General features: G+C 62.9%; 18 protein-coding genes and 2 riboswitches. Of the genes, 11 read left to right on the forward strand and 7 right to left on the reverse strand.

Features of this window, described 5'->3' with window-relative positions; translation table 11 throughout:
* Positions 1 to 22: 22 nt before the first annotated feature.
* The gene (gene cobN / locus CRO75_RS20800) at positions 23 to 3,796 is read right to left on the reverse strand and encodes a cobaltochelatase subunit CobN (RefSeq protein WP_097137807.1); all 3,774 of its coding nucleotides are present in this window, start codon (positions 3,794 to 3,796) and stop codon (positions 23 to 25) included.
* Between the two features lie 3 nt (positions 3,797 to 3,799).
* Positions 3,800 to 4,867, reverse strand: a complete 1,068-nt coding sequence (gene cobW, locus CRO75_RS20805; RefSeq protein WP_097137809.1) for a cobalamin biosynthesis protein CobW — start codon at positions 4,865 to 4,867, stop codon at positions 3,800 to 3,802.
* Between the two features lie 95 nt (positions 4,868 to 4,962).
* Positions 4,963 to 5,162: riboswitch (cobalamin riboswitch) on the reverse strand.
* A gap of 105 nt (positions 5,163 to 5,267) precedes the next feature.
* A riboswitch (cobalamin riboswitch) is annotated at positions 5,268 to 5,490 on the forward strand.
* Positions 5,491 to 5,587: 97 nt separating this feature from the next.
* On the opposite strand from cobW, the gene CRO75_RS20810 reads away from it, so the two are divergent.
* The 4 genes from CRO75_RS20810 (at position 5,588) to cobM (ending at position 7,733) form a co-directional block, all read left to right on the forward strand.
* The gene (locus CRO75_RS20810) at positions 5,588 to 5,776 is read left to right on the forward strand and encodes a CbtB-domain containing protein (protein ID WP_009049661.1); all 189 of its coding nucleotides are present in this window, start codon (positions 5,588 to 5,590) and stop codon (positions 5,774 to 5,776) included.
* Between the two features lie 11 nt (positions 5,777 to 5,787).
* Positions 5,788 to 6,495, forward strand: a complete 708-nt coding sequence (locus tag CRO75_RS20815; protein ID WP_097137812.1) for a CbtA family protein — start codon at positions 5,788 to 5,790, stop codon at positions 6,493 to 6,495.
* On the forward strand, positions 6,492 to 6,905 hold the full coding sequence (locus CRO75_RS20820; protein ID WP_097137814.1) for a cobalamin biosynthesis protein: 414 nt from the start codon (positions 6,492 to 6,494) through the stop codon (positions 6,903 to 6,905). The genes CRO75_RS20815 and CRO75_RS20820 overlap by 4 nt, the downstream gene beginning before the upstream one ends.
* Positions 6,906 to 6,986: 81 nt before the next feature.
* Positions 6,987 to 7,733 (forward strand): precorrin-4 C(11)-methyltransferase, encoded by a 747-nt coding sequence (cobM, locus tag CRO75_RS20825; RefSeq protein WP_097137816.1) that lies wholly within the window; start codon positions 6,987 to 6,989, stop codon positions 7,731 to 7,733.
* A 154-nt stretch (positions 7,734 to 7,887) separates the two neighbouring features.
* Here the strand turns inward: cobM and nfuA are convergent, their stop codons facing one another.
* Together nfuA and CRO75_RS20835 are read right to left on the reverse strand one after the other, a co-directional pair.
* Positions 7,888 to 8,472 (reverse strand): Fe-S biogenesis protein NfuA, encoded by a 585-nt coding sequence (gene nfuA / locus CRO75_RS20830; RefSeq protein WP_007921862.1) that lies wholly within the window; start codon positions 8,470 to 8,472, stop codon positions 7,888 to 7,890.
* A 203-nt stretch (positions 8,473 to 8,675) separates the two neighbouring features.
* A complete protein-coding gene (locus tag CRO75_RS20835; protein ID WP_097137819.1) occupies positions 8,676 to 10,967 on the reverse strand; it encodes a fatty acid cis/trans isomerase in 2,292 nt (763 codons plus the stop codon).
* Between the two features lie 156 nt (positions 10,968 to 11,123).
* On the opposite strand from CRO75_RS20835, the gene metH reads away from it, so the two are divergent.
* Positions 11,124 to 14,834: a methionine synthase gene (gene metH / locus CRO75_RS20840; RefSeq protein ID WP_097137821.1), complete on the forward strand. Its 3,711-nt coding sequence runs from the start codon at positions 11,124 to 11,126 to the stop codon at positions 14,832 to 14,834.
* A gap of 107 nt (positions 14,835 to 14,941) precedes the next feature.
* Positions 14,942 to 15,160, forward strand: a complete 219-nt coding sequence (locus CRO75_RS20845) for a DUF2970 domain-containing protein (protein ID WP_009044467.1) — start codon at positions 14,942 to 14,944, stop codon at positions 15,158 to 15,160.
* 7 nt (positions 15,161 to 15,167) lie between these two features.
* On the opposite strand, the gene CRO75_RS20850 is transcribed toward CRO75_RS20845, so the two are convergent.
* Positions 15,168 to 16,265, reverse strand: a complete 1,098-nt coding sequence (locus CRO75_RS20850) for an ABC transporter substrate-binding protein (protein ID WP_097137823.1) — start codon at positions 16,263 to 16,265, stop codon at positions 15,168 to 15,170.
* Between the two features lie 498 nt (positions 16,266 to 16,763).
* Here CRO75_RS20850 and CRO75_RS20855 point away from each other — a divergent pair, with 498 nt between their 5' ends.
* Together CRO75_RS20855 and CRO75_RS20860 are read left to right on the forward strand one after the other, a co-directional pair.
* Positions 16,764 to 18,422, forward strand: coding sequence for a nitrite/sulfite reductase (locus CRO75_RS20855; RefSeq protein WP_097137825.1), 1,659 nt, complete (start codon positions 16,764 to 16,766; stop codon positions 18,420 to 18,422).
* Positions 18,406 to 18,900 carry a DUF934 domain-containing protein gene (locus CRO75_RS20860; RefSeq protein ID WP_007921840.1) on the forward strand — a complete coding sequence of 165 codons (495 nt, stop codon included), beginning with the start codon at positions 18,406 to 18,408 and terminating at the stop codon, positions 18,898 to 18,900. Before CRO75_RS20855 ends, CRO75_RS20860 begins: the two co-directional genes overlap by 17 nt.
* 148 nt (positions 18,901 to 19,048) lie before the next feature.
* Here the strand turns inward: CRO75_RS20860 and sohB are convergent, their stop codons facing one another.
* Positions 19,049 to 20,071 carry a protease SohB gene (gene sohB / locus CRO75_RS20865; protein ID WP_085534266.1) on the reverse strand — a complete coding sequence of 341 codons (1,023 nt, stop codon included), beginning with the start codon at positions 20,069 to 20,071 and terminating at the stop codon, positions 19,049 to 19,051.
* A gap of 343 nt (positions 20,072 to 20,414) precedes the next feature.
* Here sohB and CRO75_RS20870 point away from each other — a divergent pair, with 343 nt between their 5' ends.
* Positions 20,415 to 21,545, forward strand: a complete 1,131-nt coding sequence (locus tag CRO75_RS20870; RefSeq protein ID WP_097137827.1) for a polymorphic toxin type 44 domain-containing protein — start codon at positions 20,415 to 20,417, stop codon at positions 21,543 to 21,545.
* Positions 21,532 to 21,948: a hypothetical protein gene (locus CRO75_RS20875; protein WP_097137829.1), complete on the forward strand. Its 417-nt coding sequence runs from the start codon at positions 21,532 to 21,534 to the stop codon at positions 21,946 to 21,948. Before CRO75_RS20870 ends, CRO75_RS20875 begins: the two co-directional genes overlap by 14 nt.
* A 408-nt stretch (positions 21,949 to 22,356) precedes the next feature.
* On the opposite strand, the gene CRO75_RS20880 is transcribed toward CRO75_RS20875, so the two are convergent.
* On the reverse strand, positions 22,357 to 22,698 hold the full coding sequence (locus CRO75_RS20880) for a hypothetical protein (protein ID WP_143503988.1): 342 nt from the start codon (positions 22,696 to 22,698) through the stop codon (positions 22,357 to 22,359).
* 344 nt (positions 22,699 to 23,042) lie between these two features.
* On the opposite strand from CRO75_RS20880, the gene CRO75_RS20885 reads away from it, so the two are divergent.
* Positions 23,043 to 23,753 (forward strand): histidine phosphatase family protein, encoded by a 711-nt coding sequence (locus CRO75_RS20885; RefSeq protein WP_097137833.1) that lies wholly within the window; start codon positions 23,043 to 23,045, stop codon positions 23,751 to 23,753.
* Positions 23,754 to 23,762 lie beyond the last annotated feature (9 nt).

Below are 23,762 nucleotides of genomic sequence, written 5' to 3' on the forward strand. Positions count from 1 at the left end.
CGAGGCAGCGGCTATAGGGGCATCAGCCATCTTCTTCAATATCCAGCAGCAGGTTTTCCAGGGCCTCGCGGTACTCGCCGGGTGCCTGCCACATCCCGCGCTGCTGGGCCTCGAGCAGGCGCTCGGTCATGTCGCGCAACGCATGGGGGTTGTGCTGCCGGATGAATTCGCGGGTCGCCGGGTCCAGCAGATAGGCGTCGGCCAGCAAGGCGTACTGGTGATCGTCGATCAGTTCGGTGGTGGCGTCGAAGGCGAACAGATTATCCACGGTGGCGGCCATTTCAAAGGCGCCCTTGTAACCGTGGCGTTTCACCCCTGCGATCCACTTCGGGTTGGCGGCGCGGGAGCGGATCACCCGGTTCAGCTCTTCCTTGAGGCTGCGGATCTTCGGCAGGTCCGGCTGGCTGTGGTCGCCGTGGTAGCTGGCGGCCCTTTCGCCGCTGAGGCTTTCCACCGCCGCGAGCATGCCGCCCTGGAACTGGTAGTAGTCGTTGGAATCCAGCAGGTCGTGCTCGCGGTTGTCCTGGTTCTGCAGCACCGCCTGCACCTGGCTCAGGCGCTGGGCGAACTGGCCACGGGCCGCGGTGCCTTCGTCGGCGCCGCCATAGGCGTAGCCGCCCCAGTTCAGGTAGACCTCGGCCAGGTCCTCGCGGCTCTGCCACAGGCGAGCATCGATAGCCCCCTGCACGCCCGCACCATAGGCCCCGGGCTTGGCGCCGAAGATCCGCCAGCCGGCCTGGCGCTGCGCGGCCTCGGCATCGAGACCGGACTGCAGCAGCGCTTCACGCTCGGCGCGGACCTTGGCCGCCAGCGGGTTGAGGTCGTCCGGCTCGTCCAGCGCAGCCACCGCCTGCACCGCGGCGTCGAACAGCCGGATCAGGTTGGCGAAGGCATCGCGGAAGAACCCGGACACCCGCAGGGTCACGTCCACTCGTGGGCGGTCCAGCAGGCTCAGCGGCAGGATCTCAAAGTCGTCGACCCGCTGGCTGCCGGTGGCCCACACCGGGCGCACGCCCATCAGCGCCATGGCCTGGGCGATATCGTCGCCGCCGGTGCGCATGGTCGCGGTGCCCCACACCGACAGGCCGAGCTGACGCAGGTGGTCGCCATGGTCCTGCAGGTGCCGTTCGAGGATCAGGTTGGCCGACTGGAAACCGATGCGCCAGGCGGTGGTGGTCGGCAAGTTGCGCACGTCCACCGAGTAGAAATTGCGCCCGGTGGGCAGCACATCCAGACGCCCGCGACTCGGTGCGCCGCTGGGCCCGGCCGGCACGAAACGCCCGTCCAGGGCAGCTAGCAAGCCACGCATTTCCGCCGGGCCGCAGGCATCCAGGCGCGGCGCCACTACTTCGCGCAGGCTGTCGATGATCGCCTTGACCTCGCTCCAGCCGGGCTCGTCCAGTTGCGCGACTTCGCCCGACAGCGCGGCTTCGATCAACTGCCCGGCGAACAGCTCCAGACGCTCCCGCGTATCCCCGGCGGTACGCCACAGCTGCTCGCTGATGTCCTGCAAGGCCTGTGGCCGGCGCCCGCTCCAGGGCTCGGCCAGGGCACAATCCAGCGGATCGAAGCCCAGTTCGAAGACCTTGGCCAGGGCCCGCAACAGGCTCGACTGCGCGCCCCGGCCATCGCCACGGGGAATGCGCAGCAAGGCCAGCAAGGTGTCGATACGCAGGCGGCCCACGGGCGACTCGCCGAACACATGCAGGCCATCGCGGATCTGCGACTCCTTCAGGTCGCACAGGTAGGTATCCAGGCGCGGCAGCCAGAGCGCCGCGTCGGCCTCGCCGTCGAGCTGCCCGTCCAGTTGCAGTTCGCGGTCGATCCGGGTTACCCGCACCAGCTTGAGAATGTCTTTCTGCAACTCGCGGGCGCGGCGCGGATCGAGCAACTGGGCTTCGTAGTACTCGTCGGCCAGCAGTTCCAGGTCGCGCAGCGGACCGTAGGTTTCGGCGCGGGTCAGCGGCGGCATCAGGTGGTCGATGATCACCGCCTGGGTCCGGCGCTTGGCCTGGGCGCCCTCGCCTGGGTCGTTGACGATGAATGGATAGATATTCGGCAGCGGCCCCAGCAGCACGTCCGGCCAGCAGCTTGCGGACAGGCCGACGCCCTTGCCCGGCAGCCACTCCAGGTTGCCGTGCTTGCCGACGTGAATCAGCCCATGGGCGCCGTAGGTCTGGCGCAGCCAGAAGTAGAACGCCAGGTACCCGTGGGGCGGCACCAGGTCCGGGTCGTGATAGACCGCGCTCGGATCGACCTGATAACCGCGTGCCGGCTGGATGCCGACAAAGGTCAGGCCAAAACGCAGGCCGGCGATCATCAGCCGCCCGCCGCGGAACATCGGGTCGTTTTCCGGCCCGCCCCAGCGTTCCGTCACCGCCAGGCGATTGGCTTCGGGCAGCGCGTCGAACATGGCCTGGTACTCCTCCAGCGCCAGGCTTTGCTGGCACGGGCGCAGGTCGAGGCTGTCCAGGTCGTTGCTGACGCCACCGAGCAGTTGCTGGATCAGCGCCGTCCCGCTGTCCGGCAACTCGGCCGGCAGCGGGTAACCCTCGGCGTGCAGCGCGCGCAGGATATTCAGCGCCGCCGCCGGCGTATCCAGGCCCACGCCATTGCCAATGCGGCCGTCGCGGGTCGGGTAGTTGGCGAGGATCAGGGCGATGCGTTTTTCAGCATTCGGCAGCCGGGCCAGATCGACCCAGCGCCGCGCCAGTTCGGCGACAAAATCCATGCGCTCTGGGGCCGGGCGGTAGCAGACCACGTCCGACTGGCTGCGCTCGCTGCGCCAGGCCAGGTCCTTGAAGCTGATGGGCCGGCTGATGATGCGCCCGTCCAGTTCCGGCAAGGCAATGTGCATCGCCAGGTCCCGCGGCCCCAGGCCCTGCTCGCTGGCGCGCCAGCCGGGTTCGTTGTCCTGGGCGCAGATGGCCTGGATCACCGGGATATCGCGGCGGAACGGTCGCAGGTGCGGCGCCTCCGGGCTGGACTGGGCAAAGCCGGTGGTGTTGAGAATCACCCCTGCCTCAACTTCATCCAACAGGTCCTCGACCACCGCCAGGCAACCGGGCTCTTTCAGGCTGGCCAGGGCAATCGGCAGCGGGTTCAGGCCCGCCGCCGACAAGCGCTGGCAGAACTCATCGATAAAGGCGGTGTTGGCCGCCTGCAAATGCGAGCGGTAGAACAGCAGCGCCGCCACCGGCTGGCCGGCCCGCCAGTCGGCGTGCCAGTCGCTGAGGGCAGCGCTGCTTTGGTGCGGGTGGTAGATCGCCGTGCGCGGCAGGGTCTGCGGCTCGGACCAAGGGTAATCGCGCCCCAGCCAGCCACTGGCCAGGCAGCGGTACAGGTTCAGCGCATTGCCCATGCCGCCCTGGCGCAGGAAGTGCCAGAGGCGTTCGCGGTCGCCGGCGGGCACCGTGCTCAGGTCGCTCAGTTCCGGGTCCGGACGATCGTCGCCCGGCACCAGGATCAGCTGCACGCCGCGCTGCGCCAGCTGCACCAGTTGCTCGATGCCATAACGCCAATAGGCGATGCCACCGTGCAGGGAAAGCAGGATCACCTTGGCGTGGCGCAGCACCTGGTCGACATACAGGTCGACCGAGGCATGGTTCTGCACCTGCATCGGGTTGGCCAGGCGAAAGCTCGGGTAATCCTCTGGCAGTTGCTGCGCCGCTTCGGCCAGCAGCGCCAGGCTGGAGTCGCCGCTGCACAGGATCACCAGCTCGGCGGGGGTCTGTCCCAGGTCGGCAATGTTGTCATCCGACACGAAACCGCCGGGCTGGGTCCTGAGCAGGTGCATGGCTTACACGCTGAGCGCGGCGCGCAATTGCGCTTCGAGCAGCACAGCGTCCAGCGCCTGGCCGATCAGCACCAGGCGCGTGGTACGGGCTTCGTCGGCGCCCCACTGGCGGTCGAAGTGCTTGTCGAAACGCGTGCCCACGCCCTGGATCAATAGGCGCATCGGTTTGTTGGGGATCGCCGCGAAACCCTTGACCCGCAGGATGCCGTGCTGCACCACCAGTTGGGTCAGGGCGTCCAGCAGCAGGCTTTCGTCGGCCTGGGGCAGCTCGATGGAGATGGAATCGAAGGCGTCGTGGTCATGATCATCATGATCGTCGCCATCGTGGTGATGGTCGTGATGGCTGTGGCGGCCGTCGATGTGTTCTTCCGAACCGTTGCCCAGGCCCAGCAACACGTCCAGCGGCAGGCGACCGCTGCTGGCTTCGATGACTTTCACCGCCGGCGGCAGCTCCTCGGCCACTTCCAGACGCACCTTGGCCAGGTCTGCCGGGCTGATCAGGTCGGCCTTGTTGAGGATCACCAGGTCGGCGCTGGACAACTGGTCGGCGAACAGCTCATGCAGCGGCGACTCGTGGTCCAGGTTCGGGTCAAGCTTGCGCTGGGCGTCAACCTGGTCCGGGAAGGCGGCGAAGGTGCCGGCGGCCACGGCCGGGCTGTCGACCACGGTGATCACCGCGTCGACGGTGCAGGCGCTGCGGATTTCCGGCCACTGGAACGCCTGGACCAAAGGTTTTGGCAGGGCCAGGCCGGAGGTTTCGATCAGGATATGGTCGAGGTCGCCGCGACGGGCCACCAGCTCGCGCATCACCGGGAAAAACTCTTCCTGCACGGTGCAGCACAGGCAGCCGTTGGCCAGTTCAAAGACGCGGCCGCTGGCTTCTTCCTCGGTGCAACCGATGGAACACTGCTTGAGGATCTCGCCGTCGATGCCCAGCTCGCCGAACTCGTTGACGATCACCGCGATGCGTCGGCCCTGGGCGTTGTCCAGCATGTGCCGCAGCAAGGTGGTTTTGCCCGAGCCGAGGAAGCCGGTAACGATGGTGACGGGAAGTTTGGCCAGTGTTTTCATCGGATGCCCTTTGGCAAGGTGGCGGGCATACGGGACGAGAACCGCGCAGGCAGCTGCATGGAAAGGTTCGCCACCGGATCACCCCGCCCGGTTGTAGTGAGAATCAGGTCCGAGGCAGGTCTCCTGGCTGACGGCGTGCCGGTCGTTCGACTGGCCAACGATGCGCCTTCCCGCCGCCTGGCAGTGGCCTTGCATCGTTCATCACCGTTTACAGTTGCGGGGGCAGCCGCGGCTTGGACCGCGTTCCCTTCTTAGCTTCGGCAGACGCCGAAGAACCTCGAAAGCGCAAGGCTACGCAGAGCTTGGGGGGCGGTCAATGTTCATGCAGCGCGCGGACAGGCCAATTGCGATCGAAAACGAGAACCCTTGCCAATTGACGCCCCTCCCTCGCCCATGCTCTCCTACACACCTTGTTACGGGTGCCCTTCACAGGGTGAAACGGGAAACCGGTGCGTCACAGGCCAAAAGCCTTGATCAGTCCGGTGCTGCCCCCGCAACGGTAAGCGAGCGAAGAATCAGATCCACTGTGCCAGCAGTCCGGCATGGGAAGGCGATTCTTGCAGGCGTGGCGCAAGCCCCGCCCCTCGCGAGCCCGGAGACCGGCCCGCTACACAGTCATAACAAACCCGCGGTGGGCGGGCGCTGTTAATTCCCCGCGGGCCCGTCTCGCGGGGTTTTGCTGCGCTCGATTCACCCGCTGACACACCAGAGGGAAGCGCCATGTCGATCATCAGCAGCACCAGCCACTCCACCAGCAGCACCGCCACCCTGAGCCAACGCCTGGTCGCCGCCATCGGCGCCTCGATCCTCGGTGCGTGCCTTGTGTATTTCGCCGGTTTCTCCCATATCGAAGCGGTGCACAACGCCGCCCACGATACCCGTCACAGCGCCGCCTTCCCTTGCCACTGAGACCTGCCGAGATGATCAAGCGTATCGCGCAAACCGCGGGGTTCACCGGGTTGCTGGCGGCCCTGTTGCTGACCCTGCTGCAAAGCTTCTGGGTCGCGCCGCTGATCCTGGAGGCGGAAACCTATGAGAAGGCCCCGGCCGCCCAGCATGAAGCAGTGCATGAGCATGCCGCCGGCAGCGCCGCCCACAGCCACGAGGCCGAAGCCTGGGAGCCGGAAGACGGCTGGCAGCGCGTGCTGTCCACCACCGGCGGCAACCTGGTGGTCGCCGTGGGTTTCGCCCTGATGCTCGCCGGTCTCTACACCCTGCGCGCGCCAAACCGTACGTCCCAGGGCCTGCTCTGGGGCCTGGCCGGTTATGCGACTTTCTGCCTGGCGCCGACCCTCGGCCTGCCGCCCGAACTGCCGGGCACCGCCGCCGCGGACCTGGCGCAACGGCAGATCTGGTGGGTCGGCACCGCCGCTTCCACCGCGGTCGGCATTGCCCTGATCGTCTTCGCCCGGAACTGGCTGCTGAAAGCGCTGGGCGTGGCCATCCTCGCCGTGCCGCATCTCATCGGCGCGCCACAACCGCAAGTGCATTCGATGCTCGCCCCGGAGGAGCTGGAGGCGCAGTTCAAGATCGCTTCGCAGCTGACCAACGCCGCGTTCTGGCTGGCCCTGGGCCTGATCAGCGCCTGGCTGTTCCGCCGCAAGAGCGACGATCAGTACTCGGCATGACGCACGCCAGCACAGCGCCGACCCTGGTGGTCGGCCTGGGCTGCCAGCGGGGCTGCCCGGTGGAGACCTTGCGCGCCCTGCTCGACCAGACCCTGAGTGCCCATCGCATCGACCTCGGGCAGATCAAGGCCCTGGCCAGCATCGACCTGAAACGCGAGGAACCCGGCCTGCTGGCCCTGGCCGCGCAACTGAGCCTGCCCCTGACCTGTTTCAGCAGTAACCAGCTGACGCCTTATGTGCTGCAACTCAGCCATCGTTCGCAGATCGCCTACGAACGCACCGGCTGCTACGGGGTCGCCGAAAGTGCCGCCCTGGCCCTGGTCGAACGCCTGGCCCGAAGCCCGGCAAAGCTGCTGGTCCCGCGGCAGAAATACGCCCAGGCGACCCTCGCCTTGGCCTGCTCCGGGTAAATCTTCGATAATCCCCGCCGCTGATCATGAGCAATCTTCATCTGTGAGGTTGCCTCGCCCCTTTTTTCACAGGAGAACGCCATGACCGTCTTTTTTATCGGCGCAGGTCCCGGCGACCCGGAACTGATCACCGTCAAGGGCCAGCGGCTGATCCACAGTTGCCCGGTCATCATTTATGCCGGCTCCCTGGTGCCCGAAGCGGTGCTTCAGGGCCATCGCGCCGAACAGCTGGTCAACAGCGCCGAGCTGCACCTGGAGCAGATCATCGAGCTGATCAAGGACGCCCATGGCAAAGGCCAGGACGTGGCCCGGGTACATTCCGGCGACCCGAGCCTGTACGGCGCCATCGGCGAGCAGATTCGCTGTCTGCGCGAGCTGGGCATCCCCTTCGAGATCATCCCCGGCGTGACGGCCACCGCGGCCTGCGCGGCCTTGCTGGGGGCCGAACTGACCCTGCCGGACGTCGCCCAGAGCGTGATCCTGACCCGCTATGCCGACAAGACCTCGATGCCCGCCGGCGAGGCGTTCGCCAGCCTGGCCGCCCACGGCACCACCATGGCGATTCACCTGGGGGTCAACCATCTGGAGAAGATTGTCGCCGAGCTGCTGCCCCACTACGGCGCCGACTGCCCGATTGCCGTGGTGCACCGGGCGACCTGGTCGGACCAGGACTGGGTGCTGGGCACCCTGGCGGACATTGCCGAGAAGGTCCAGGCCAAGGGTTTTCGGCGCACGGCGCTGATCCTGGTGGGCCGGGTGCTGGCCACGGACAGTTTCAGTGAGTCGTCGTTGTATCGCGCGGGGCATGCGCATTTGTATCGGCCTTGAAGAGCATCGCGGGCAAGCTCGCTCCTACAGTTGATCGTGTCCCCCCTGTGGGAGCGAGCTTGCTCGCGATCCAGGCGCCGCAAGACACCTGGAATAATGGGCATAAAAAAACGGCGCTCACGGGGCGCCGTTTTTCATGTTCGCAGCGAACGCCTTAGTAGTAGGCGTTTTCTTTCTGCGTATGGTCGGTGACGTCACGTACCCCCTTGAGCTCGGGAATGCGCTCGAGCAGGGTGCGCTCGATGCCTTCCTTCAAGGTCACGTCGGCCTGGCCGCAGCCTTGGCAACCACCGCCGAACTGCAGCACGGCGATGCCGTCCTCGACCACATCGATCAGGCTGACCTGGCCGCCATGGCTGGCCAGCCCCGGGTTGATCTCGGTTTGCAGGTAGTAGTTGATGCGCTCGTTGACCGGGCTGTCGGCGTTGACCATCGGCACCTTGGCGTTGGGTGCCTTGATGGTCAGCTGGCCGCCCATGCGGTCAGTGGCGTAGTCAACCACCGCGTCATCGAGGAACCCTTCGCTGAAGGCATCGATGTAGGCAGTGAAGCTCTTCAGCCCCAGGGCTTTGTCTTCGGGTTTCTCTTCACCCGGCTTGCAATAGGCAATGCAGGTCTCGGCGTACTGAGTCCCTGGTTGGGTAATAAAGATGCGGATGCCAATGCCCGGGGTGTTCTGCTTGGAGAGCAGATCAGCCAGATAATCGTGGGCGGCGTCGGTAATGGTAATAGCGGTCATGGAAATTCCTCGCAGGCGTGGGCGCAGTTTACGCCAATCGGCGTGCCGGACAAAGTCCTAGTATTTTTGTCGGGATAGACCTTGGTCGATAGGCCCGCGCTACGTGGTCAACGCAACGCCTGGGATTTTTTACAAGGCTTTTCCGGAATGGGCCGGGCCGCAACCTGAGGGCTGCGACCCGGGATTTCAAGGGTTTGGCGCCTTCAGAGGTTCTCGTAGCGGTTCATGTCCAGTACGCCCGCCTCTTTCGGATCGGTCTCGAGGATGTACTGGGTCTGGTCATGGAAGTACTGCCAGAACTGCGGATGGCTGCGACGGATCCCCCAGCGCTCGACGATTTTCTCGAAACGGTGGGCGTCCTTGGCGTTTTCCATCTCGGCCACGAACTCCGGCACCTGCCCGGCGGGAATGTTGAATATGAAGTTCGGGTAGCTGCTGAGCACGCCCGGATAGATGGTCAGGGTGTCAAGGCCGGGCTGGTAGCGCAGCGACTCGCCCAGCAGGAACGCCACGTTACTGTGGGCGCGGTTGCGCAGCATGCTGTAGAACACCCGCTTGCCGCTCGGCGCCTGGATGCGCAGCATGGTGGCTTCCGGCAACAGGTCGATGACCCGCATGCCGGCCGCTGGCCGCGAAACCAGGCTGCTGAGGGCCTGTTCGGCGTTCTGCAGTGCCGGGTCGATATTCGGCCGCGAGCAGTAGGCACCGTCACAGCGGTTGATCGGATCGGGCCGCGCATTGAGATCGCCGTAACGGTTCAGCAACTGGTTGGCGAAGTCGCGTTTCGGGTCCTTTTCGTCCAGCACCAGGGCGCTGGCCTTGTCATCGTCGATGGACTCGTAGTCCAGCCACATCTTGAACTTGCCGCTGTTCTGGTACCAATCGTCGAGGAAGTCCTCGCGGGTGCCGGCGGGCATCAGGCGCAGGAAGTTCTGCTCGGCGCCGTTGCGGATCAGATCGAAGTACAGCCGGGTCTGCGCCTGGTGCGAGACGTTGCCGAACACATCGAAGTTGACCGCCAACTGGTAATAGGTGCGCTCCAGCAGGGGGTAGTCGAACAGCCACATCGTCTGCGGCACCTCGCCGATCAGGCCCTTGGTCACCGAGGCGCTGTCGAAGTGACGGAAGATGCTCAGCAACGCGTTGTCGTTGCCCGCCCACAGGGTCGACCAGCTGGGTGGCGGCGCATCGGCGTAGGAATCGCGACGCAGGATCTCGTATTCGTTGCGCTTGTCGCGGTAGGCCAGCCACAGGCTCAGCACGCTGCCGACATCGTCGTTCTGCCCGGGCATGGCCAGCAGCGGCGTGGCCTGGCCGCGGTAGGCCGGGTCGGTGATATAGAGGTCGTGTTCCGGGGCCTGGAACAGCGCCCAGAAGTTGTCGCGGATCACGTCGGTGGCGATCTGCCCGCGACACACCGGGCCGCGGATAAAGGTGCGCACGAAGTACTCGGCGTTATCCAGCATGAACTGGTAGCGGGCCTTGGCCGGAATCGCCTCGAAGGTCTCGAACGGGTTGGCGCGGCGGCCCGGGCCATAACCCGGCAGCGCGGTGACCTGGTAATCGCCGCTGTAGAACAGGGTCTTGACCCGCGCCATCTTCGCCGCGCTCAGCGGGTAGGTGATGTGGGTCTTGTGCACGATCACCCCCTGCACCGGCCACAGGCGGTAATACACCTGGGTGCCCGGGTCGTCGTTGGGCCGGCGGGTGTTGATCAGGTCGATCGGCTGGCCGCTCGGCGTGCGCGAACGCACCCACTGGAAGAAATGCCCCGGCTCGCCGCCCTCGAAGTAGATATGGGCGAGGAACCAGTGCTCGAACAGCCAGCGGGCCACCAGGCTTTCCCGGGCGCCCGGGGCATTGAGCAGGTTTTCCCACTGCAGCACCTGCATCGCTTCCCTGGCGCTCGGCGCCAGGCCCTGCTCGTCGATCGGCGCACCGGAGGCCAGCCAGCGTTGCAGGGTCTGGTATTGCTGATCGGTCAGGCCGGTCACCGCCAGCGGCATGCCTTCGCGCGGATGGGCCTTGGCATAACCATCGAATTCGGCCGGTTGCGCGCACATGTTCTCGCGGTTCAGGCCCAGGACGATGTTGTCCGGCAGCTTGGCGTTGGGTTGCAACGGCGTCTTGTGGCCCAACTCGAGCATGCGCGCCATCAGCGCCGCCTGGCTGCCCTGGGCGTCGAGCACCGAGTAGAAGCCCATGCCCTGCCAGGCGTGCTTGCCGGAAGCGTCGTAGAACAAGCGGGTGGGTGTCTGCGCCTTGCTGCGCTCGCCGTCGTACACCGGGATCTTCGAGGCGCCGCGGGCCGCGCCCTCGCCGCTGCCGAGGTTGAGCTGGCAGGCCGAGTCGTAGCAGGCGTGGCAGGCCACGCACTTCTCGGTGAAGATCGGCTGGATATCGCGGGTGTAGGAGATCGCTGGCGCGGGACCCTCGGCGCTGGCGAGCGAACTTAAAAGCAGCAACACACTGCCGATGACAACGCGGTAAGACATATCCCTGGTCCAATCCATAAGAAAATCCGGCGATTCTACCGGGCCAGCACGGCCACCAACATGAGCGATATTCATGCAAAAGCGCCGCATGCTCTAAAAGCGCACAGGTTTGCTATGATCCTCGCCCTTCGTAATAGCCCTTCCAGGTAGTCTTTCATGTCCGATCGCAGCACGCGCCTCCAAGCCCTTCAGCAAGCCCTCAAAGAGCGCATCCTGATTCTCGACGGCGGCATGGGCACCATGATCCAGAGCTACAAGCTCGAGGAGCAGGACTACCGTGGCAAACGCTTCACCGACTGGCCGAGCGACGTCAAGGGCAACAACGACCTGCTGGTGCTGACCCGTCCGGACGTGATCGGCGGCATCGAGAAAGCCTACCTGGATGCCGGCGCCGACATCCTCGAGACCAACACCTTCAACGCCACGCAGATTTCCATGGCCGACTACGGCATGGAAGCGCTGGTCTACGAGCTCAACGTCGAAGGCGCGAGCCTGGCGCGCAAGGTGGCCGACGCCAAGACCCTGGAGACCCCGGACAAGCCGCGCTTCGTCGCCGGCGTCCTGGGCCCGACCAGCCGCACCTGCTCGCTGTCGCCGGACGTCAACAACCCCGGCTACCGCAACGTCACCTTCGACGAACTGGTGGAGAACTACACCGAGGCCACCAAGGGCCTGATCGAGGGCGGCGCCGACCTGATCCTGATCGAGACCATCTTCGACACCCTCAACGCCAAGGCGGCGATCTTCGCCGTGCAGGGCGTGTTCGAAGAGCTGGGCCTCGAACTGCCGATCATGATCTCCGGCACCATCACCGACGCCTCGGGCCGCACCCTGTCCGGGCAGACCACCGAAGCCTTCTGGAACTCGGTGGCCCATGCCAGGCCGATCTCCGTCGGCCTCAACTGCGCCCTCGGCGCCAGCGAACTGCGCCCCTACCTGGAAGAGCTGTCGAACAAGGCCAGTACCCATGTCTCCGCGCACCCCAACGCCGGCCTGCCCAACGAATTCGGCGAGTACGACGAACTGCCGGGGCAAACCGCCAAGGTCATCGAAGAGTTCGCCCAGAGCGGTTTCCTGAACATCGTCGGCGGCTGCTGCGGCACCACCCCGGGGCACATCGAGGCCATCGCCAAGGCCGTCGCCGGCTATGCCCCGCGGCAGATCCCGGACATTCCCAAGGCCTGCCGCCTGTCGGGCCTGGAGCCGTTCACCATCGATCGCCAGTCGTTGTTCGTCAACGTCGGCGAACGCACCAACATCACCGGTTCCGCCAAGTTCGCCCGCCTGATCCGTGAAGAGAACTACACCGAAGCCCTGGAAGTCGCCCTGCAGCAGGTCGAAGCAGGCGCCCAGGTGATCGACATCAACATGGACGAAGGCATGCTGGACTCGAAGAAGGCCATGGTGACCTTCCTCAACCTGATCGCCGGCGAGCCGGACATCTCGCGCGTGCCGATCATGATCGACTCCTCCAAGTGGGAAGTGATCGAAGCCGGCCTCAAGTGCATCCAGGGCAAGGGCATCGTCAACTCCATCAGCATGAAGGAAGGCGTCGAGCAGTTCATTCATCACGCCAAGCTGTGCAAGCGCTACGGCGCCGCCGTGGTGGTGATGGCCTTCGACGAAGCCGGCCAGGCCGACACCGAGGCGCGCAAGAAGGAAATCTGCAAGCGCTCCTACGACATCCTGGTCAACGACGTCGGCTTCCCGCCGGAAGACATCATCTTCGACCCGAACATCTTCGCCGTGGCCACCGGTATCGAGGAACACAACAACTACGCGGTGGACTTCATCAACGCCTGCGCCTACATCCGCGACGAGCTGCCCTATGCGCTGAGTTCCGGCGGCGTGTCCAACGTGTCGTTCTCCTTCCGCGGCAACAACCCGGTGCGCGAGGCGATCCACTCGGTGTTCCTGCTGTATGCGATCCGCAACGGCCTGACCATGGGTATCGTCAACGCCGGCCAGCTGGAGATCTACGACCAGATCCCGCAGGAGCTGCGCGACGCCGTGGAGGACGTGATCCTCAACCGCACGCCGGAAGGCACCGACGCCCTCCTCGCCATCGCCGACAAGTACAAGGGCGACGGCAGCATCAAGGAAGCCGAGACCGAAGAGTGGCGCAACTGGGACGTCAACAAGCGCCTGGAGCACGCCCTGGTCAAGGGCATCACCACCCACATTGTCGAGGACACCGAAGAGTCGCGGCTGTCCTTCGCCCGCCCGATCGAAGTGATCGAAGGCCCGCTGATGGCTGGCATGAACATCGTCGGCGACCTGTTCGGCGCCGGCAAAATGTTCCTGCCCCAGGTGGTCAAGTCCGCCCGGGTGATGAAGCAGGCCGTGGCCCACCTGATCCCGTTCATCGAGTTGGAAAAAGGCGACAAGCCGGAAGCCAAGGGCAAGATCCTCATGGCCACGGTGAAAGGCGACGTGCACGACATCGGCAAGAACATCGTCGGCGTGGTCCTGGGCTGTAACGGCTACGACATCGTCGACCTCGGCGTGATGGTGCCGGCGGAGAAGATCCTGCAGGTGGCCAAGGAACAGAAGTGCGACATCATCGGCCTGTCCGGCCTGATCACCCCGTCGCTGGACGAGATGGTCCACGTCGCCCGGGAAATGCAGCGCCAGGACTTCCACCTGCCGCTGATGATCGGTGGCGCCACCACTTCCAAGGCGCACACGGCGGTGAAGATCGAGCCCAAGTACAGCAATGACGCGGTGGTCTACGTCACCGACGCCTCGCGTGCCGTGGGCGTGGCCACCCAACTGCTGTCCAAGGAGCTCAAGGCCGGTTTCGTCCAGCGCACCCGCGAAGAGTACGTGGAAGTCCGCGAGCGCACCGCCAACCGCAGCGCCCGCACCGAGCGCCTGAGCTACCCGGCGGCCGTGGCCAAGAAGCCGCAGTTCGACTGGAGCAGCTACCAGCCGACCGTGCCGACCTTCACCGGCGCCAAGGTGCTGGACAATATCGACCTGCGGGTCCTGGCCGAATACATCGACTGGACGCCGTTCTTCATCTCCTGGGACCTGGCCGGCAAGTTCCCGCGCATCCTCGAGGACGAAGTGGTGGGTGAAGCCGCCACCGCGCTGTACCAGGACGCTCGGGAAATGCTCGACAAGCTGATCGACGAGAAGCTGATCAGCGCCCGCGCGGTGTTCGGCTTCTGGCCAGCCAACCAGGTGCAGGACGACGACCTGGAAGTCTATGGCGACGACGGCCAGCCCTTGGCCAGGCTGCACCACCTGCGCCAGCAGACCATCAAGACCGATGGCAAGCCGAACTTCTCCCTGGCCGACTTCGTCGCGCCCAGGGACAGCGGCGTGACCGACTACGTCGGTGGTTTCATCACCACCGCCGGCATCGGCGCCGAAGAAGTGGCCAAGGCTTATCAGGACAAGGGCGACGACTACAACTCGATCATGGTCAAGGCCCTGGCCGACCGCCTGGCCGAGGCCTGCGCCGAGTGGCTGCACCAGCAAGTGCGTAAAAACTACTGGGGCTATGCCAAGGACGAAGAGCTGGACAACGAAGCGCTGATCAAGGAGCAGTACAGCGGTATCCGCCCTGCCCCGGGTTATCCGGCCTGTCCGGACCACACCGAGAAGAGCACCCTGTTCGCCCTGCTCGACCCCGAGGCCAGCGAAGGCAAGGCCGGGCGCAGCGGCGTGTTCCTCACCGAACACTTCGCCATGTTCCCGGCGGCGGCGGTCAGCGGCTGGTACTTCGCCCATCCGCAGGCGCAGTACTTCGCCGTGGGCAAGATCGACAAGGACCAGGTCAGCAGCTACAGCGCGCGCAAAGGCCAGGACCTGGCCGTGACCGAGCGCTGGCTGGCGCCGAATCTGGGCTACGACAACTAAAAAGCCCAGCTCGCTTCACTTGCGGGAGCCGCCAGTCGGCGCTCCCGCAAGCTGGAACAAGCGGTATTGTCTATGCTTTCCCCACACCCATTTGTGTCGAGGGATTTATGGACGACCCTACCAACGACAAGCCGCCGACCCTTTGGCAGATGCTGCAAAGCGTCGCTGCTGCTGCCTTTGGCGTGCAGAGCGGCAAGAACCGCAAGCGCGACTTCACCCACGGCAAGCCCAGCCATTTCATGATCCTGGGCATTCTGTTCACCGCGGTGTTCGCCTTGACCCTGTTCGGTATCGTCAAGCTGGTCGTGCACCTGGCGGGGCTTTGAATGCCTGTCAGTGCAGTAATAGATCCAGCGAGAAGGGATAACGGTAGCCGGCCGGCTTGCCCTCGGCCGACAACCCGCGAAAGTCCACGCCGTATTGCTGTGTCCCCTGCAACTCCAGCAGACGCTGCGCCTGGACCTTGTCCAATAGCCGGAACACGTCCAGCTGCCAGCTCGGGCCACCATGAGCCGCAGGGTTCAGCCCCCGGGCATCATCGTTGAGCACCACCATCGCCCAGCCCCCCAGGGTGAAGTGCCCGGCGATCAGCGCCGTCAGGCGCCCATCGATCAATGCCTGCAAGGCCTGCGGCGAGCTATTCAGGGCGCTGAACAGCACATCCTTGCCCGGCCGCCGCCCCTGCTGTTCCAGCGCCTCCATCGCCCCCAGGGCCATCTCGTCGTTGGCCGACCAGATCAACTGCGTCTGCGGATAGCGCTTGAGCAACTGCTGGGCCTGCTCAAAGGCGCGCTGGCGATTCCACTCGCCATACACCATCTGCCGCAAGCGCACCTCGGGGTGCTCCGCCAATGCCCGCTGCAAGCCTTGTTCGCGGGATTGCGCCACCGGGGTGTTCTTCACGCCCGAGAACGCCAGCAGGTCGATGTACTGCCCGGGAGCGAGCGGGCCATGACGGCGAATCAGCTCCTTGAGCATCAGGTAGCCGGCTTCTTCGTCGTTGCCGATCATGCTGCCGATCCAGTCGGGATAACGGCTCTGGCGCTCGCCGAGCAAGCGCTGCTGATTGGCGGTCAGCGCGTTGTTGACGACGAACAGCTTCACCCCGCTGCCCTGGGACAGGCGCAGGATCTCCGGCGCGACATATTGCTCGTTGACCACCACCAGGTAATCCGGCCGGTCCGGGCCCTGCAGGGCTTCCCGGGCCTGGCGGATGGTGGTTTGCGAATCGCGCTGCGAATAACGCACGCGCAGATCCAGGCCGAGGTCGTTGGCCGCGGCCTGCATGAACTGTGAATAACCGACCCAGAAGGTTTCAGTGGAGTGGCCCGGGTTCAAAAACACCACCGAGGTGGCATGGGCCATGGCCCAGAACGCTGGACTCAGTACAAGCAGCACCAGCAGCAGACACTTACCAAACGCCTTGAACATTGCGACCAGAGTCCCGGAATATTGCCCCGCAGTATAACTGGCAAAATACTGGCCAATGTCGGCAAATCGTCATTTCCCACAGACAATTCGGACTCTGCTCATCGCTTGACCACAACTATTGATGACTGACCCAGAACACCGCCGTTCCCACGACCAGAATGATCAGAAAGAGAATGGCCCAAGCATCGACAGCGCTGTCGCTTTTCCTTGCCTTGGTTGGATTGCTCATAGCATCGCCTCTTGTCGGTTTTATCGGTGATTGCACAAAGACTCGAGCACAGTTAAGTCGAGGATTGCCCTCACCACAAATGTGGGTTTGAGCCGGTCGGATACCGTTAGTCGTTTTGGTTCTTTGCATATACTCAAACATCACTTTTGCGCATAACTGCAAACTGGTATCTTCGCCCGGCTCCGTTGGGAGTGCGCGGCCGTGCGCGCAGAATTTCTTGGGTGACATCCGCCTCTGCGTCACCTGATAAGCCTGAGAACAGGATCTATATGTACGTATACGACGAGTACGATCAGCGGATCATCGAGGACCGCGTCAAGCAGTTCCGTGATCAGACCCGGCGCTATCTGGCAGGCGAGCTGAGCGAAGATGAATTCCGCCCTCTGCGCCTGCAGAATGGCCTCTATATCCAACGTTTTGCCCCGATGCTGCGGGTGGCGGTGCCTTATGGCCAGCTGACTTCGCGCCAAGCACGGATGATGGCCAAGATCGCTCGCGACTACGACAAGGGCTACGCCCACATCAGTACCCGGCAGAACGTGCAGTTCAACTGGCCGGCGCTGGAAGACATCCCGGACATCCTGGCTGAGCTGGCAACCGTGCAGATGCACGCCATCCAGACCAGCGGCAACTGCCTGCGCAACGTCACCACCGACCAGTTCGCCGGTGTCGCCGCCGATGAACTGATCGATCCGCGCCCCTGGTGTGAAATCGTCCGTCAGTGGACCACCTTCCACCCTGAATTCGCCTACCTGCCGCGCAAGTTCAAGATCGCCATCAACGGTTCGACCTCGGACCGCGCGGCCATCGAAGTCCACGACATCGGCCTGGAGCCGGTGCACAACGCCGCCGGCGAGCTGGGCTTCCGGGTCCTGGTCGGTGGCGGCCTGGGCCGGACCCCAGTGGTCGGCGCCTTCATCAACGAGTTCCTGCCGTGGCAGGACCTGTTGAGCTACCTCGACGCCATCCTGCGGGTCTACAACCGCTACGGCCGGCGTGACAACAAGTACAAGGCGCGGATCAAGATCCTGGTCAAGGCCCTGACCCCAGAGGTGTTCGCCGAGAAGGTCGAAGCGGAAATGGCTCACCTGCGCGGCGGCCAGACCACCCTGACCGAAGCCGAAGTGCATCGCGTGGCCAAGCACTTCGTCGATCCGGACTACAAGGCCCTGGTCAACCAGGATGCCGAACTGGCCGAACTCGACAAACAATATCCGGGCTTCGCCCGCTGGCGCACGCGCAACACCCTGGCCCACAAGAAGCCGGGCTATGTCGCCGTGACCCTGTCGCTGAAACCCACGGGCGTAGCCCCGGGCGACGTCACCGACAAGCAGCTGGACGGCATCGCCGACCTGGCCGACCGCTACAGCTTCGGCCAGCTGCGCACCTCCCACGAGCAGAACGTGATTCTCGCCGACGTCGAGCAGAGCCAACTGTTCACCCTGTGGGGCGAGCTGCGCGAACAAGGTTTCGCCACGCCGAACATCGGCCTGCTGACCGACATCATCTGCTGCCCGGGCGGCGACTTCTGCTCCCTGGCCAACGCCAAGTCGATCCCGATCGCCGAATCCATCCAGCGCCGTTTCGACGACCTGGACTACCTGTTCGACATCGGCGAGCTGGACCTGAACATCTCCGGCTGCATGAACGCCTGCGGCCACCACCACGTGGGCCACATCGGCATCCTCGGGGTGGACAAGAAAGGCGAAGAGTTCTATCAGGTTTCCCTCGGTGGCAGCGCCAGCCGCGACGCCAGCCTGGGCAAGATCCTCGGCCCGTCCTTCGCCCAGGACGACATGCCCGACGTGATCTCGAAGCTGATCGACGTGTACGTGGAGCAACGTACCGAAGACGAGCGCTTCATCGACACCTACCAACGTATTGGCATCGACCTCTTCAAGGAGCGCGTCTATGCAGCGAATCATTAAGAACAACGAGGTCATCGACGAAACCTGGCACCTGCTGCCCAAGGACGCGACCCTCGACGGCATTTCCAACTGCGACGACCTGATCGTGCCGCTGGCCCTGTGGCGCGAGCACGCTCACGCCCTCAAGGCCCGCGACGGCGGCCTGGGCGTGTGGCTGGACGCCGATGAAGAAGCCGAGGAGATCGGCGATGACGTGCAGCACTTCCAGGTCATCGCCCTGAACTTCCCGGCCTTCACCGACGGCCGCAACTACTCCAACGCCCGCCTGCTGCGCGACCGCTACGGCTTCAAGGGCGAACTGCGGGCGATCGGCGATGTGCTGCGCGACCAGCTGTTCTACCTGCGCCGCTGCGGGTTCGACGCCTACGCCCTGCGCGCCGACAAGGACCCGTACGAAGCCCTGGAAAGCCTCAAGGACTTCTCCGTGACCTACCAGGCCGCCACCGACGAACCGCTGCCGCTGTTCCGTCGCCGCTAAGGCCCGCGCCAACAAAAAGCCCTGGACCGGGAAACCGGTTCAGGGCTTTTTTGTGTCTGTGATCTTTAAACGCGGCATCTTTAACGCGGTGCCCGCGATCGCGGGCAAGCCTCGCGCCTACAGAAGAAACTCGTTCCCGCGGTGTCCCTTACCAGAAACGCTGCTGGGTCAAGCGACTCCACCAGGTCAGCAGCACACGGTCGACAGAATTGCTGGCCGCCAGCCCTACCCGCTCCTGCAGGCTCTTGCGCTCGGCGTAGTGCAGGTGGAACAGCTCGGCGCTCTTGGCGCGCTCGGCCAGGTATTCGTCGCTGGTTTTCAGCTCATCGACCAGTTTTTTCTCCTGCGCCGCGACACCCAGCCAGACTTCACCGGTGGCCACGTCGTCGATGACCAGCTGTGGCCGGTAACGGGAGACGAAGTTCTTGAACAACTGATGGGTGACATCCAGGTCTTCCTGGAATTTCTCCCGGCCCTTTTCGGTGTTTTCGCCAAACACGGTCAGGGTGCGCTTGTATTCCCCGGCAGTCAGCACTTCGAAGTCGATGTCGTGTTTTTTCAGCAGGCGGTTGACGTTGGGCAGCTGCGCCACCACGCCGATCGAGCCGAGGATGGCGAACGGCGCGCTGATGATCTTCTCGCCAATGCAGGCCATCATGTAGCCGCCGCTGGCCGCGACCTTGTCGATGCACACCGTCAACGGCACGCCGGCCTGGCGAATCCGTGCCAGTTGCGACGAGGCCAGCCCATAGCTGTGCACCATGCCGCCGGCGCTTTCCAGGCGCAGCACCACTTCATCCTTGGGCGTGGCCAGGCTCAGCAGCGCGGTGATTTCGTGGCGCAGCCCCTCGGTGGCCGAAGCCTTGATATCGCCGCTGAAATCCAGCACGAACACCCGCGGTTTTTCCTCGTGCTGCTTCTTGTGTTTTTTCTCGGCCTTGGCCTCGGACTTGCGCAGTGCCTTGAGCTGGTCCTTGTCGAGCAGGCTCTGCTCCAGACGCTCGCGCAGGCCCTTGTAGAAATCGTTGAGCTTGCTCACATGCAACTGCCCGGCGCCCTTGCGCCGGCCTTTGCTGCGCAGCGAGGCAGCGGTGATCAGCACCACCAGGATGGCGATGACCAGGGTGACGGTTTTGGCCAGGAAACTGGCGTACTCGGAGAGAAACTCCATAAGACATCCAATGAGGCTTGAAAGCCCCATTCTATGGGCATCTCGCAGCCAATGTCTAACAGTGTTCTAACGGAGTTCTAACAGTTTGTGACACCTCGAAGGCCCACTTCCAGAGGCCTGCGCGGGCGCGATAAGGACCCAATGCGGGCACGCGATAAGGCTCAGGAGCGAGGGCCTACGGGGGAGCCTGGGCGCATACGCGTATTGAGGTGGTCATTCAGATTTTTCTGCCAGATTCTCGAAGGGTTTCAGCAAAGTTCAGAATCATCCTACAGCCCTCCCCTTCGATACTTGGTAGCTTCGCGAGGCTCTAAAAGGACCTTTACACGCAAGGATGATGCTCATGCTTTCCTCTGCTCGACTGGGCGACAAACACGTCTGCCCTCTTCCCGGCCATGGCACGACCTCTATCGCTTCCGCTTCTGGCGACATAAATATCAACTTCATGGGCGCGGCCCGAGTCGGTGACACTTGTGGCTGTGGTGCAGTCATTACCACGGGGTTTCCATCGGTCATCCTGAATGGTCGCCCTATGACCCACTTGGGGAGCCCCACCAGCCACGGTGGGACAATCATCACGGGGTCGGGTGATACTTTCGGTGGTTTTGTCATGGGGCCTGCTCCTGGGGCTGCCATCATCAACTTCGCAGCACTCAGCGTGTTTCGCCCGGATGGCTCGGTGGACGATGAAAAGATGGCGACCTTGTTGGCCGACCCGAGGCTGATGGAGAAGGCCACCGCCGCAAATGCCTTGGTTGATCCCAATGCGGCCTCTGAGACCCCTGAAGAGAAGCCTGAAGAAAAGGTCTGTAATGACCCTGACCAGATGGAAGAGCTGGCTGCTTATATTGCGGGCGAGATGAACACCAATATCAACAGCCCGTCTGTGCGACAGATGAAGGATTTGAATAGCTTTAGTCCTTCTGCGGAAATGCGAAAATACGCTGAGCTTTCGTTCTACATGCGACTCGGTCCTGCCCCAGACTTCTACAGTTTGGCGCTCGGAAAGAGAGCGAAGGCTTTCGCCATCTGGACCGAGCGAGTAGGTCAAAATCGGCCCTGGGACCACAAGCCAATACTGCAAAAACTCTTTGGTGAATACCCTTGGCACAAGCAAGGTGCCTATGAATATTTCTACGATATCTGGTCGAACATCCACTACGGATATGTGGGTGTCGCAGGTGGGCTTTCTGAGAGTGTCTTATTGGACGGTGCCGGTGTAGAGCAAATCGGATCAGACACTTGGCGCTTCATCAAAAACCCTAAGAGATTTGATGGACCGCAAAGGACTGAGGGTGTTGAAGGTATGCGCGCATGGGATGATGTACCCGATAGGGTCTCGATCATTATCGGGATGAACCTATACAAGGAATATCCAAATGGCGGCCTCACAGGGAAGATCATTATGGACAAAGTGTTGGCAGTACCCATAAGCGACTGGGCGAAAGGGGTTCAACCACATGTCTGCAAGTGAGAAAAAACTCTACTTAGGGCGGTGGCTTACGGGACTCGCTTGCCTCCTTATTGCATGCTGGTATTTGGCTTTGCCAAGGGTCGTCATTTACTACTCGGATGATGGCTCAAAAGAGTTCAAATACGTCTTCAATACGCAGCATTCAATATTTCGACGGGACTTGATGCCGGGTGAAACAACCGGCGATGCAGGGCATATTTTCCCCGATAAGGATTTTTTCATGATGTTCGATTGGTGGGCCGATACGACCCCGGCACGGTGCATCTACATCACACCAAGACGGTGGAGAACAATGGACATTTACCTTGATGGGAGCGGTAAGATCGACATCACTAAAACAGACCCTGATGTTATTGCCCACCTGAAACAGTGTCCCGGTCAACCCGACCCTTTCCGCCCTTAAAGTTCTCTACCAGTGTCACTATGAGATCACCCAGCACAGCCACCAAGTAGAACGCAGACGACATTCCCAAAGACTTCGACCAAAGGACCACCTTGAGCAACTCCCAGAGAGACAAGGAATAGACCAAGAAATCGATAGGTGACACAGTGGGTAGCCAGAGTGCGGATTACAGCAACACAGGTTTTCCACCGTGTAGTCATCGCATAACCCTCCTTGAGCTGTAGGGTTTAGGTGGTAGGTAATAACCACCATCGAATAGGGCCCTGTAGGTCATAGGGGGGATACTCTTCAAGTAACCTTAAGTCCCCTCCCCTTATAGTGAGGGGGTTTTAGAGGCCTTACGGGCCGGGCCTCTCCGAGAGGTGGCCATTTTGAAAAAATAGGGAACCCGTTAAGGTCCCCTTTGAGTTACCAACCCATATAGTTGGTGGTAGTGCCATCTGCTTCATACTGCAACGTGACCTCGCCCATAAGCATCTGACGATGATCCTCGAACCTCATCAATGGGTTCTCCACGTGAGCCATCAAGAACTCTTCCAGCATCTCCGAAGCGCCGACCTCTGAATCCTTTTCCAAGGCATTCGTGAAGAACTGCACACCGATTGCCAAGGCATCAAGACGGTCATCGTGGGCCAGAGAACCCCGCTCCTTCGTAATGCGTGTGAGCTGGTAGAAGCTGCTGTACTTAACGTCAGTCGTTGCGTCGATGCTCAGGGTAGTCTCATAGTCCCGCTCGATTACGCCCTCCATGACCACGAGCTTATGGCTGCCCAGTACAGGCTCCAGAACGTCGCAGATACGGAGCTCCTTCTGCCCCTTGGACTTCCACTTCTGTGACAGCACAACGGTGCGTACGGGTCATCACAGGGCTGAATAGCTTGAGATACATGTCGTCACCAAAGTTACCTTCGATGATTACCTAGTTGACCTTGAAGCGCCTACCGATACCGGCGCAGGCAGGCGTCGGCCAGTCGCGAAACCTCCTGTTACCGTGCTCTAACGGGCATTTCAAACAAGCGTATGTTTTTTCATTGACAGCTCACCGGCATCCTCATAACCTCGCAAAACTTTCAACGTACCGGGATGACGCGGACGTGGGCAGCATCTATCTGATTCGACATGGCCAGGCCTCCTTCGGTGCGGACGACTACGACGTCCTCTCGACCACGGGTATTCGCCAGGCCGAAGTGCTCGGTCAACACCTGGTCGAACTGGGCGTGAACTTCGATCGCTGCCTGGCGGGCGACCTGCGTCGCCAGCAACACACTGCCAATTCCACCCTGCAGCAGTTCAGCGCCGCGGGCCTGCCCACGCCGATCCTGGAAACCGATTCGGCGTTCAACGAATTCGATGCCGACGCGGTAATCCGCGCCCTGCTGCCCGGCATGTTGTCCGAGGAGCCCGACGCCCTGGACATCCTGCGCAACGCCGCGCAGAACCGCGCCGAATTCCAGCGCATCTTCGCCCTGATCATCGACCGCTGGCTGGCCGGCACCTACGATCCACCGGGCCTGGAAAGCTGGCTGGGGTTCGTCGAGCGGGTGCAAGCCGGCCTGCAGCGCATCCTGGAACAAGCCGACAACACCCAGAAAATCGCCGTGTTCACCTCCGGCGGCACCATCACCGCCCTGCTCCACCTGATTACCCGGATGCCTGCCGCCCAGGCCTTCGAACTGAATTGGCAAATCGTCAATACCTCGCTCAACCAGCTGAAGTTTCGCGGTCGCGAGGTTGCCCTGGCTTCCTTCAACAGCCATGCCCACCTGCAACTGTTGAAGGCCCCGGAACTCATCACTTTCCGCTGAGTCCGGATC

Source organism: Pseudomonas sp. LAMO17WK12:I10, assembly GCF_900215185.1.
GTDB classification, from domain to species: domain Bacteria; phylum Pseudomonadota; class Gammaproteobacteria; order Pseudomonadales; family Pseudomonadaceae; genus Aquipseudomonas; species Aquipseudomonas chlororaphis.